Genomic DNA, 11,352 nt, shown 5'->3' with positions numbered 1-11,352 from the left:
AATTAAGCGCGTGGGTAGAATTTACACAAGAGAAGAAGCAGATCAGTTAATCGCTGATAAAGGATGGATCTTTAAAGAGGAAGTTAAAGCTGATGGAGGATGGAGACGTGTTGTCCCTTCGCCAAAGCCAATTCGTGTAATTAATGAGAAAATTATTGAGAATTTAGCTCGTCAGGGAAATATTGTAATCACTGTTGGTGGTGGTGGTGTGCCAGTTTCGGAAGATGAGAATGGCAACCTATGTCCAGTTGAAGCTGTTATCGATAAAGATTTAGCTTCTGCTTTAATTGGTGCTCGTGTTAAGGCTGATGAATTCTATATTCTAACTGATGTTTCTTTCGTTTACAAGGATTTTAAAGGACCAAACGAGGAAAAATTAGAGTTTTTAAATCATTCAGATACAATGGGATACTTGGCAGACGGAACTTTTGCTGAAGGATCTATGGCTCCTAAGATTCGTGCTTGCTTAAGCTTTATCGAAAATGGCGGTGGTAAATCAGTGATTACTGAAGCGACTAAGCTCGAAGATAGATCTTACGGAACTAAGATTACAATGGAATATGATTCAAACGATGTCAATCATATTGCCTAAATAAAGATTATTAATATCAGATTATAATTACTTTTGTGATCGTAATCAAAAAATATATATACCATGAGTTTTAATTTAAGAAACAGAAACTTTTTGAAGTTATTGGATTTCACTCCAAAGGAAATTCAGTACATGTTAGATCTTGCAAGAGATTTAAAAAGAGCAAAATATGCTGGAACTGAAGTGCAAACTATGAAGGGTAAGAATATCGCTTTGATATTTGAAAAATCTTCAACTCGTACTCGTTGTGCATTCGAAGCTGCTGCTTACGATCAGGGAGCTCACGTAACTTATTTAGGGCCTTCAGGTTCTCAAATTGGTGTTAAAGAATCAATGGCTGATACGGCTCGTGTATTGGGTCGTATGTATGATGGTATTGAGTACCGTGGATTCGGACAAGCTATTGTTGAAGAATTAGGAAAATTTGCTGGTGTACCAGTATGGAACGGTTTAACTGATGAGTTTCACCCAACTCAAATTTTAGCTGACTTCTTAACTATGACTGAGCATAGCGATAAGCCTTTGAATAAAATTTCTTTTGCATACTTAGGCGATGCTCGTAACAATATGGCTAACTCATTAATGGTAGGTGCTGCTAAAATGGGTATGGACGTTAGAATCGTAGGTCCTAACAACCTTCAGCCAGAAGAAGAATTGGTAGCTCAATGTCATGAAATTGCTAAAGAAACAGGTGCTACTATTACAATTACTTCTGATGCTAAAGCGGGTGTTGAAGGATGCGATTTCCTTTATACTGATGTTTGGGTGTCAATGGGTGAGCCTGATGAAGTATGGGCTGAGCGTATCGGTATCTTGAAGCCTTACCAGATCAATGCTGATTTGATGACTGCTACAGGAAACGATAAGTGTAAATTCATGCACTGTCTTCCAGCTTACCACAACAGAGCGACTAAGGTTGGAGAAGAAGTTTTCCAGAAGTTTGGTCTTGATGGTGTTGAAGTTACTGAAGATGTATTCGAATCTCCAGCATCTATCGTATTCGACGAAGCTGAGAACCGTCTACATACTATTAAAGCTGTAATGGTTGCAACTTTGGGAGCATAGTCTCAAAAGCATTCAATATATATAAATGGCTCTTAGTTTTTACTAAGAGCCATTTATTTTATACGTTAATTTTATCTAATGAATAGAGTTTGTACCTCTCCGATAGATAAATAAGGTCGCTTTATCTTTTAGAAGTCCCAGCCATTTTAAGGCCATCTATATTAATCTTATTTTTTATCAATTCTTTTTTGATGTCACAGGAGCTACATCCTCCGCAAAGAGAGTTTGTTTTGGCAGGTCTTATCACTTTGTATAGATGATAAAGAGAGTAGCTTACAGCAGCTAAAATGATGAGATGTGTTAGGGAAAGTTGTAGATCCATAATTTACTTATAAAAGATTAACAATTTGGTAGCCAATAAATGATACGATCCAAGCCAAAGCAGTCGTGTAAGTTACTACAAAAGCAGCCCATTTCCAATTAGATTCCTTTGTAATGGTTACTACCACTGCGATACAAGGAAAATAAATGAGAATGAAAATTAAGAAAGCAAGGGCAGAGGCATTATTAAATACCTTTTCCCCAGTTCGGAATGAGCCTGTGAATTTTTGTTCCCGTAGATTATTTCTTAATCCTTCGCTATTTTCATCACTACCTTCTCCATTTTTATAAAGCACGCCCATTGTACTAACAACAACTTCCTTTGCAGCTATCCCGGTTAGGATACTTACTGTCATCTTCCAATCAAAGCCTAGAGGATGAAAAACTGGAGCAATAAAGTTTCCAATCTGCCCGATGTAAGATAATTCTTGCTTTTCTTCAAGCTTTTCGTTCATTATAGATGCTGCTGCAATCTCATAATCCTCATGAAGTTTGACTTGTTCATTTGGATTAGCAGCATCTAGAGCGGTATGGAGTTGTGCTTCGTTTTTAGCCAATAGTTTCTCGTAATCTTTCGAGTAGTCAACCTCGAGAGGGAAATAGCCTAAAGCCCATATAATAACAGATGCAACGAGGATAATACCTCCCATTTTTTTTAGGTATTCACCACCTTTCGACCACATGTGTACCAGTGTCGATTTAAGAGTTGGAATACGGTAAGGGGGTAATTCCATAACAAAAGGGGCTTCCTTACTTCGAAAGAAGCTTGCCTTGAATACTTTCGCAAAAATGATTGCTAATATGATTCCTAAAATGTAAACGCCAAATAGAACTAAACTTGAATTTTTGGGAAAGAAAGTCCCTATAATAAGAATATAGACTGGTAGTCGAGCAGAACACGACATAAATGGCGTGATTAGCATCGTAAGAATTCTATCGTTCCTATTCTCTAGAGTTCGTGTGGCCATTAAGGCTGGTACATTGCAACCAAATCCCATAACCAATGGAATAAATGATTTCCCGTGTAAACCAATTTTGTGCATTAATTTATCCATAATGAAAGCCGTACGAGCCATATAGCCAGTGTCTTCCATGAATGATATGAAGAAAAATAAAATTAGAATGTTAGGAAGGAAAACGATAACTCCGCCAACTCCACCAATAATACCATCTGCAATTAAATCTTTCAGAGGTCCATCGGGCATTATCGTCTGAATGAATTCTCCAAGGTATCCTATGCCAGTTTCTATCCAATTCATTGGGTATTGTCCCAAGTTGAATGTGGCATAGAAAGTCATAAACATGAAAAAGAAGAATAGCGGAAATCCAAAAAGTTTATGTGTTAGGAAAGTATCGATAATAGCTGTTTTTCTTCTTCGCTTTATTGGATTCTCAATATAAGTTTCTTTAAGAGCACCATCGATAAAACCGTATTTGGCATCTGTAATTACAGTTTCGCAAACCTCGTTATAGGTCGATTCAATTAATTTAACCTCTTGCTTAAGCGTATCTTTAATATCTTTTGCTGTAGAACAAGATTCGATATATTCCAGAGCTTTATCATCGCCTTCGAGTAGTTTTATGGCTAAAAATCGTGGTGAAGCAATGGTCGTCAAATTTCGATCAACCTTAATGTGTTCCTGAAGTTTTAAAATTGATTTCTCAATAACAGCTCCGTAATTTACGTGAATATGACGAACGATTGGATCTTTACCTTCATATACATCAATGGCTTTGTCGAATAATTCTTTAATACCCTTCCCTTTTGAACTAACCGTTGGAATGATAGGAATACCTAACATTTTTCCTAATTTTTTATAGTCAAATCGAGCACCATTCTTCTCCAATTCGTCGTACATGTTTAAAGCTAAAATAACTTTAACGTCCATGTCGATAAGCTGGGTGGTTAGATATAGATTTCGTTCTAAATTTGAAGCATCTACAACATTTATTACAACATCAGGAAACTCTTCTGTAATATACTGGCGAACGTAAAGCTCTTCAGATGTGTAGGCTGTTAATGAGTATGTGCCAGGTAAGTCAACAACATCAAATTTGTAATTGCTTTGCTGAACCTTAGCTAGTTTCGAATCAACAGTTACTCCTGAATAATTCCCTACATGCTCTTTTGAGCCTGATGCATAATTAAAGAGTGTTGTTTTTCCGGAATTTGGGTTTCCTACAAGGGCAATATGAATATTTTTTCCTTTTTCTTGTGCTGATGATTTTAGTTTTTCATCATCAAGGGTTCCCTCAAAATTGCTTGTTTTTAAACCAACAGCTTCCTCTTTGGTGATAACTTCAATTAGCGCAGCTTCACTTCTTCGTAAAGATACCTGATAGCCCATGATTTGGTATTCAACAGGATCTTTAAGTGGAGCATTTTTAATAACGGTAACTTTCTTTCCTTTGATAAAACCCATTTCAGTAATTCTTTTACGAAATGAGCCATATCCTTGTACTTTTATTATAATACCTTCTTGATTATCGGTTAATTCAGAAAGCTTCATATGCTGGTGCGTATCAATAATGTAAAGCGTGAATGTAATTCACTTAAAAACTTATGCCGATATAAAAATTGATCGGTTTCGAAAAAAACAGATTCAATCGTTCGAGAATTATTGGGTTCAAGGAATGAGTCTATTTTAATTTAGTACAAATCTAGATGAAAATAGATTTAAAAACAATCACAACATCTAGGTATTGTGTTCCTGTTTTCTAGGTTTTATAACAGATTTGCTTATCTTTTTTAAGAAAGCTGCAGATAGATATCTTTATTGCAGATTTTGTTAGTGACAATAAAAAAGGAGAATGTGTAAAGAAAAAAAAGAGCTATTCGAAATTTAATCGATAGCTCTTGTAATATTTTGTAAAAATGTATGATTTACTCAGTAAGATCTTCAAATTGGACTTGAGAAAAAGATTCAACCTCTAGTCCTTCAATTATATCAGAAGTGGTTTCAATTTCTGCAATAGCTTCAATGGTATTTTCATCCAGAGTGTCATTGGCTTCTTTAAGAATCTCAATCGCTTCAGTTAAACCTTCAGAAAATTTATCGAAATCTTCTTTGTAGAGGAAGATCTTATGTTTTTCGAAAGTATAATTTCCTTCTTTATCGTATCGTTTTTTACTCTCAGTAATTGTAAGGTAGTAATCGTCGTTTCTAGTCGCTTTTGCATCAAAGAAATAAGTTCTCTTCCCAGCTCTAACCGCATTAGAATAAATATCTTCACGATTCTTCTTTACGAATTCTTCTTTTTTATCGTAACCTTCCATTTCAGAATGAATTTATGAAATTGTTTGTTTATTGATATCTCAAAAATAAAAAAAAATATGTATTTACTCGACTTTTGTGGATAAATAATTCTGAACATTTCATTGTAGTTTTGTTTAATAGTTGAGGTGTAGATCTTTATTTGATCACTTATTTAATTTGCACCTTTTAGATTGTTAATATTGGGGTAAACAATCGTGTTTTTTGCAATTTGGTTAAAACCTTAGACTTTGATGTAACAGATATTATTGTTGCCTTTTCTATCACTCAATGAATCATGTAGAATGTAAATTTCCATAAATCCACCTAAAAGAGGGAGGAGTAGCTTTGGCTGATTAAAAAAAATAGCTACATTTGCAGCGAGTTTAAAAAGTAAGATTCATTGATGAAATAAGAGTGTGTCGCAAAAGGCTGTTCGTTTTTTGCAATTTTACTGTGTGTTTTATTCATAGGATCGAGTAATAAACAAAGTTCTTTAAAAGTATGATTAGTAGAAGATTGCTGCGTGTTAAAGTGTTACAAATGCTTTACGCTTATTACAAGAATGATGATCGTTCCTTAGCAAAATCTGAAAAAGAGTTGTTTTTCAGTATCGGAAAAGCTTACGATTTATATCATTATTTACTTCTACTACTTGTAGATGTTGCATTTATAGCTGAAAAGAAAATTGAAGCTGGTCGCAACAAATTGGTGCCTACTCCTGTAGATATTCATCCCAACACCCGTTTTATTGAGAATAAAGTGTTAAAGCAATTGGCTGACAATGTTCAGTTGAAAAGTTATGTGGACAGAAACACTATTTCATGGGATGATCAGGATGGTTTTGTAAGAGGTTTATACAAGACCATTATTGAGTCTGATCTTTATAGCAATTACATGAATGCTGAAACCAATGATTTTGCCGCAGACAAAAAAATGGTTGAAAAGATTTTCATGAACATCATAGCTAAAGATGAAGATTTTTATTTTTTAATGGAAGATAAGAGTATCTATTGGAATGATGAGATTGAGTTTATTTTAAGCATGGTTGTTCGTACTATTAAGCAATTTAAAGCTAGCGATAACGAACATATTTCATTACTTCCATTGTTTAAGGATAGCGACGATGAAGAGTTTGTGAGAGTTTTATTCCGCAAGACCGTTTTGAAGCACGAAGAAAACTCAAGCTTAATCAAGAAGAATACAAAGAACTGGGATTTGGAACGAATCGCTTTTATGGACATCCTGATTATGGAAATGGCGCTTACTGAGATTCAGGAATTCAAGAGTATACCAGTTAAGGCGAGTTTTAATGAATACCTCGAAATCGCTAAGTATTATAGTACTAGTAATTCGAGCACATTTATTAATGGTTTGCTAGATAAAATGATAAAAGATCTTCAAAAAGAAGGGAAAATTAATAAAATAGGCAGGGGTTTGATTGAAGAATCGAAAACCGTAAAGTCATAATATATGAGGGAAGTTGTTTATACAACTTCCTTTTTTTTTTGTCCCTAGAATACAAGGATATGTTTGTTTAGCCTGTGTTTAAGTTTTAATAAGAGTTTAGTACAGGCTTGTTGTTTCATCTCTATTCCTGATGTTTATGCGCTCTTCCGGGTATTCTGCTTATTCTACAATATGAGTTTTTTAGAGATTATTTTAATTGCAGTTGGTTTAGCAATGGATAGTTTTGCCGTTTCTATTACTGCTGGACTTATCTTAAAGGAGTTTAGTTCTAAGCATTTTATTCGTATTGCTTTTTATATGGGCTTTTTTCAGGCTTTAATGCCAGTTATAGGTTGGATGATTGGTGTCAGTTTTAAACATTATATAGTCAGTTTCGATCATTGGATCGCCTTTTTGTTGCTACTAGGATTAGGTGGGAAGATGATTTATGACGATTTGAAATGCGTGGATGAATGTTGCTGTTTTGATCCTCAAAAAAGGCTGGTTGTGATGGGCTTGGCTTTGGCAACAAGTATTGATGCTTTGGTGATTGGGGTTAATTTTGCATTTCTCGATATGTCCATTATAATGCCTATTTATACAATAGGTATTGTCTCATTTGTTTTATCATTGATTGGCGTTTTCGTAGGTTGTCATCTTGGAACAAAGGTTAAAATGAAATTTACTTTAATAGGTGGCGTAATTTTGATAGGCTTAGGTGTGAATATTCTTAATGAGCATCTATCTCAAGCTAGTTAATTTAAGTTTTTCGTTAAAAAAATACAATTCACTATCTTTGTGACTGAATTTTGATTTAATTGCACATATTTAAAAATAGAGTAATGCCTTTTCAATGTAGATGTCTTGTCTTTCTTATAATTGTTTTGCTGCCACTATTGTCATGCAAACAATCGGTACAGGCTAAAAGCACTAACAAGGGCGAGATTCAGAAAAATAATGGAAATGTTAAGGAAGAGAAGCCTTATCCAAAATTTGACTTTACTAAAGAAATCCATAAATTTGGAATAATTTCAGAAGGGGAGATTGTTGTTTGCGAATTCTATTTCCGAAATACTGGGAATGCAAATCTAATTATCAAATCTATTGAAAGTTCTTGTGGTTGCACGGTAGTAAAATGGAATAAGAAACCCATAAAAGTTGGTGAAGAATCTAAAATTACTGTAGAGTTCGATTCTAAAGGACGACATGGTAAGCAATACAAGGTTTTGACTATCTTTGCAAATACGAAACGAAAAGTAAAAGAGCTTAAAATAACCGCTACCATTAAGTAGCATTCAATCGATAATTTAATTTATAATTTAAAATTTATATCAAATGCTTAATTTATTAAACGTTGTTCTTATGGGACAGCCTCAGGAGGGACAAAGTCCATTGATGTCTTTTCTTCCTTTAGTTTTAATCGTTGTTGTTTTTTATTTCTTTATGATTCGTCCACAGATGAAGCGTCAGAAAGATCTGAAGAAATTTCGTGAAGAATTGAAAAAAGGTGATAAAATTGTAACTACAGGAGGTATCTATGGTAAGATAATCGAGTTGCATGAAACAACACTTATTATGGAAGTTGAAGGACAGTCTCGTTTGAAAATTGACAAGGTTGCTGTTATTAAGGACATGAGTGACGTTGCTCAGAAATAATAAAGAAATAGTGATTATTCACTGTGATTATATTACAAAATACAATAATTGTATTTTTGTTACCCAAAAAGCTATTACTTTGTAGAGTAATAGCTTTTTTTGCTTAAATTCAGATTTGAATAATTAGCATAACAAAAGCTTCTAAAAAGATTTTGTATAATGAATTAACCTATTAAACTGTAGTATCTTGACTTTGTCCGATTTTCATAAAATAAAAGGTGTATTTGATAAGGAAAATATAAAAGCCAATAAAAAACTGGTGACTTATATGTTTTTTGTGGTTTTGGCAACTATCTTTTGGTTTTTAAATGCCTTGAGCAAGGAGTATACAACTACTGTAAATTACCCTGTTACTTATAGAGATTTCCCATCGAAAAAGATTTTGAGTAATGAGTTACCGCCCAGGTTGAAGTTGACAGTTCGTGCTAAAGGATTCGATTTGTTGCGATATAAACTTACTTTTTTTCAATCACTCAATTTCCCTGTAAATGAGTATACTAATAATAAAATGGAAAAGGTGGGTGATAACAATTTTCTGTTTTCGACCGATAGAATGACAAGTCAAGTGGCTGCTCAGTTTTCATCAGCTATTAGTGTGACTCACATTTCACCTGATACCATTAACTTTCAGTTTTCTTCTTTAGTAGAGAAGAAAATACCTGTTCACCTTAATTCTGAATTAAAATTTGAGCCTCAATTTCGTTTAGGAGGAGATATTGTCTTAAAACCTGATAGTATTTGGGTTATAGGCGCTCATTCTATTATTGATAGTGTGAAGCAAGTTGAAACTGAAATGTTGGAACTTAAGAAACTTAATAAAACAAGAAAGAAAAAACTTGGTTTTATTAAGATTGAGGGGCTGGAATTTGTTCAGGAAAAAGTTGAAGTAGAGTTGCCTGTAGAACGTTTTACTGAGGCTCAAAAACAAGTTAGTCTTAAAGTGATTAATTTACCTGATTCTGTATTCTTGCGCTTGTTTCCTCATGAGATTAAAATGTCTTATTTGGTCGGGTTAAAGGATTATGAGACTATAACAGCTGAACAGTTTGAGCTTGAAATTGATTATAGTACGATTGATCGCACTACAAACAAAGTAAAGGTTAATCATAAAAGTTCACCTTTGAATGTTTCCAATGTTAGTTTTTATCCAAAAGAGGTTGTGTATCTGATTGAGAAAAGAAATTCGGGGAATGAGTAAAATGAGTTTATTTTTGATGCTCATTTCTTAATTGATTCATAAATTAAATTTAAAGTTTGATGAGTAAGCCATTAAGCATCGGTTTAACTGGAGGGATAGGAAGTGGGAAATCACTGGTTGCTGATTTTTTTAGACAATTAGGCATTCCCGTTTATAATTCAGATATAGAAGCGAAAAATTTGATGAAGACCGACGATTTGATACGATTGAGTTTAATCAAGGCTTTTGGAAAATCAGTGTATCTAAAATCAGGAGATCTTAATCGTGCTAAGTTGGCTGAGGTTGTTTTCAGCAATAATGAGGCTTTAAAAAAAGTAAATGCGATAGTTCATCCCCAAGTTCGATTACACTTTCAAGAATGGGTGCTGAAACAAACAGAAGCTCCTTACGTTATTCAAGAATCAGCAATTCTATTTGATACAGGACTTTATAAAAATTTTGACAAAATTATTACAGTTACTGCTGATGAAGCTATTCGTATTAATAGGGTTGTAGAACGGGATTCTTGTACAAAAGAATCTGTTTTGGAGAGAATGAGTAAACAAATGTCAGAGCAAGAAAGGATCGTTAAATCTGATTTTGTAATATACAATAATTCGGAGCTTATAATACCACAAATAATTGCTATTCATAATCAGATTTTAGAACTTTAATTTGACTCTGTAGAGGGATTTATTAGCCGCAATATCTCGTTAAACTTTGTTAAGCACAGAATAATTCCACAGATTAAGAGCAGGAATTTCCTACTTCTTTTGTTTCTTTGTTTTTCGCGAATAGTGTAAGGAGAAGTCTTCTTAATTCGTTTTTAATCTTTCAAATCAAATACTATAATGGCAAAATTTGGGAAATGGATCGTTGGTGGGCTTGGTTGGGCTTTTTTAGGACCAATAGGAGGTGTATTAGGGTATTTCGTAGGATCAGCCTTTGATTCAGTAGATATGAAAGCCACAGGACGCACAGGAACAACTCAAGGTGATTTTTTGATGAGTTTATTGGTACTTGTTGCTGCTGTAATGAAAGCTGATGGAAAGGTTTTAAAATCGGAACTGGATTACGTAAAAGAATATTTGGTTAAGAGTTTCGGAACAGAAAAAGCTGGAGAAGCATTGACCCTATTGCGTGATATTTTGAATCGTGATATTCCTGTAGAACAGGTTTGCATGCAAATAAGCCAGCAACTTGATTATTCATCACGATTACAACTGTTACATTTTTTATTTGGAATAGCACAGGCTGATGGATCGATTGACGATTCGGAGCTGAAAATGATTGAGCGAATTTATTACCATATGGGAGTGAAATCAGCCGATTATAATTCCATAAAATCCATGTTTATTCAGGAAAATGGATGGGCTTATCAAGTTCTGGAAATAGAAAAAACAGCGAGTGATGATGAAATTAAAAAAGCTTACCGAAAAATGGCTGTTAAATATCATCCTGATAAAGTGAGTTACTTAGGAGAAGATATTCAGAAAGCAGCAAAAGAGAAATTTCAAAAAGTGAGTGAGGCTTACGAAATAATAAAAAAAGAAAGAGCATTTGCATAAATATGAAGGCGAGGGATTAAAAAATTCATGTAATTAATTTTTTTTAATCAACTGGAATTTTATTTTTGTGCTTCCAACTAAAAAAATGACAATATGTTGAAAGGAATATTAGCTATAGCAGGACAGACGGGTCTGTTTAAATTAGTTTCAAACTCAAAGAGTGGTTTTATCGTAGAATCTTTAATCGATAAAAAGCGTATGCCTGCACATGCGACTTCAAAAATTTCTGCTTTAGAGGATATCGCAATTTTCACAGAAGAAGGAGATGTT

Annotated in this window: 11 protein-coding genes and 1 pseudogene; 10 read left to right on the top strand and 2 right to left on the bottom strand. The window is 33.9% G+C overall.

Annotated features, from left to right (window positions below; all coding sequences use genetic code 11):
• Window positions 1-592 (top strand): annotated as a pseudogene (locus ABY905_RS09155) (carbamate kinase); the annotation flags it as partial.
• A 63-nt stretch (window positions 593-655) separates the two neighbouring features.
• The gene (gene argF, locus ABY905_RS09150) at window positions 656-1,657 is read left to right on the top strand and encodes an ornithine carbamoyltransferase (RefSeq protein ID WP_372642787.1); all 1,002 of its coding nucleotides are present in this window, start codon (window positions 656-658) and stop codon (window positions 1,655-1,657) included.
• Window positions 1,658-1,986: 329 nt separating this feature from the next.
• Here the strand turns inward: argF and feoB are convergent, their stop codons facing one another.
• The gene (gene feoB, locus ABY905_RS09145) at window positions 1,987-4,488 is read right to left on the bottom strand and encodes a ferrous iron transport protein B (protein WP_372642785.1); all 2,502 of its coding nucleotides are present in this window, start codon (window positions 4,486-4,488) and stop codon (window positions 1,987-1,989) included.
• 374 nt (window positions 4,489-4,862) lie between these two features.
• Window positions 4,863-5,255, bottom strand: coding sequence for a DUF3276 family protein (locus tag ABY905_RS09140; protein ID WP_372642781.1), 393 nt, complete (start codon window positions 5,253-5,255; stop codon window positions 4,863-4,865).
• A 481-nt stretch (window positions 5,256-5,736) separates the two neighbouring features.
• Here ABY905_RS09140 and ABY905_RS09135 point away from each other — a divergent pair, with 481 nt between their 5' ends.
• The 8 genes from ABY905_RS09135 to ABY905_RS09100 all read left to right on the top strand — a co-directional run.
• Window positions 5,737-6,702 (top strand): transcription antitermination protein NusB, encoded by a 966-nt coding sequence (locus ABY905_RS09135; RefSeq protein WP_372642779.1) that lies wholly within the window; start codon window positions 5,737-5,739, stop codon window positions 6,700-6,702.
• Window positions 6,703-6,873: 171 nt separating this feature from the next.
• Complete coding sequence (locus ABY905_RS09130; RefSeq protein WP_372642777.1) at window positions 6,874-7,440, top strand: manganese efflux pump MntP family protein; 567 nt, start codon at window positions 6,874-6,876, stop codon at window positions 7,438-7,440.
• Between the two features lie 83 nt (window positions 7,441-7,523).
• Window positions 7,524-7,973 (top strand): DUF1573 domain-containing protein, encoded by a 450-nt coding sequence (locus ABY905_RS09125; protein WP_372642775.1) that lies wholly within the window; start codon window positions 7,524-7,526, stop codon window positions 7,971-7,973.
• A gap of 43 nt (window positions 7,974-8,016) precedes the next feature.
• Window positions 8,017-8,337: a preprotein translocase subunit YajC gene (gene yajC, locus ABY905_RS09120; protein WP_372642772.1), complete on the top strand. Its 321-nt coding sequence runs from the start codon at window positions 8,017-8,019 to the stop codon at window positions 8,335-8,337.
• Window positions 8,338-8,524: 187 nt separating this feature from the next.
• On the top strand, window positions 8,525-9,535 hold the full coding sequence (locus ABY905_RS09115) for a hypothetical protein (protein WP_372642769.1): 1,011 nt from the start codon (window positions 8,525-8,527) through the stop codon (window positions 9,533-9,535).
• A 59-nt stretch (window positions 9,536-9,594) separates the two neighbouring features.
• Window positions 9,595-10,188 carry a dephospho-CoA kinase gene (gene coaE, locus ABY905_RS09110; RefSeq protein WP_372642767.1) on the top strand — a complete coding sequence of 198 codons (594 nt, stop codon included), beginning with the start codon at window positions 9,595-9,597 and terminating at the stop codon, window positions 10,186-10,188.
• A 177-nt stretch (window positions 10,189-10,365) separates the two neighbouring features.
• On the top strand, window positions 10,366-11,082 hold the full coding sequence (locus ABY905_RS09105; RefSeq protein WP_372642764.1) for a TerB family tellurite resistance protein: 717 nt from the start codon (window positions 10,366-10,368) through the stop codon (window positions 11,080-11,082).
• Between the two features lie 93 nt (window positions 11,083-11,175).
• A partial coding sequence (locus ABY905_RS09100; protein WP_372642789.1) for a DUF5606 domain-containing protein occupies window positions 11,176-11,352 on the top strand: 177 nt, incomplete at its 3' end.

Source organism: Ancylomarina sp., assembly GCF_041555295.1.
Lineage (GTDB): Bacteria > Bacteroidota > Bacteroidia > Bacteroidales > Marinifilaceae > Ancylomarina.
The sequence above is the reverse complement of the archived record's forward strand: the minus strand, read 5'-3'. Positions and strand labels throughout refer to the sequence as shown.

What these genes read in the sequence shown, in the direction of transcription:
- ABY905_RS09140 (WP_372642781.1), bottom strand. Translation starts at nt 5,255, where the DNA reads ATGGAAGGTTACGATAAAAAAGAAGAATTCGTAAAGAAGAATCGTGAA.
- ABY905_RS09130 (WP_372642777.1), top strand. Translation starts at nt 6,874, where the DNA reads ATGAGTTTTTTAGAGATTATTTTAATTGCAGTTGGTTTAGCAATGGAT.
- ABY905_RS09125 (WP_372642775.1), top strand. Translation starts at nt 7,524, where the DNA reads ATGCCTTTTCAATGTAGATGTCTTGTCTTTCTTATAATTGTTTTGCTG.
- ABY905_RS09105 (WP_372642764.1), top strand. Translation starts at nt 10,366, where the DNA reads ATGGCAAAATTTGGGAAATGGATCGTTGGTGGGCTTGGTTGGGCTTTT.
- coaE (WP_372642767.1), top strand. Translation starts at nt 9,595, where the DNA reads ATGAGTAAGCCATTAAGCATCGGTTTAACTGGAGGGATAGGAAGTGGG.
- yajC (WP_372642772.1), top strand. Translation starts at nt 8,017, where the DNA reads ATGCTTAATTTATTAAACGTTGTTCTTATGGGACAGCCTCAGGAGGGA.
- argF (WP_372642787.1), top strand. Translation starts at nt 656, where the DNA reads ATGAGTTTTAATTTAAGAAACAGAAACTTTTTGAAGTTATTGGATTTC.
- ABY905_RS09135 (WP_372642779.1), top strand. Translation starts at nt 5,737, where the DNA reads ATGATTAGTAGAAGATTGCTGCGTGTTAAAGTGTTACAAATGCTTTAC.
- feoB (WP_372642785.1), bottom strand. Translation starts at nt 4,488, where the DNA reads ATGAAGCTTTCTGAATTAACCGATAATCAAGAAGGTATTATAATAAAA.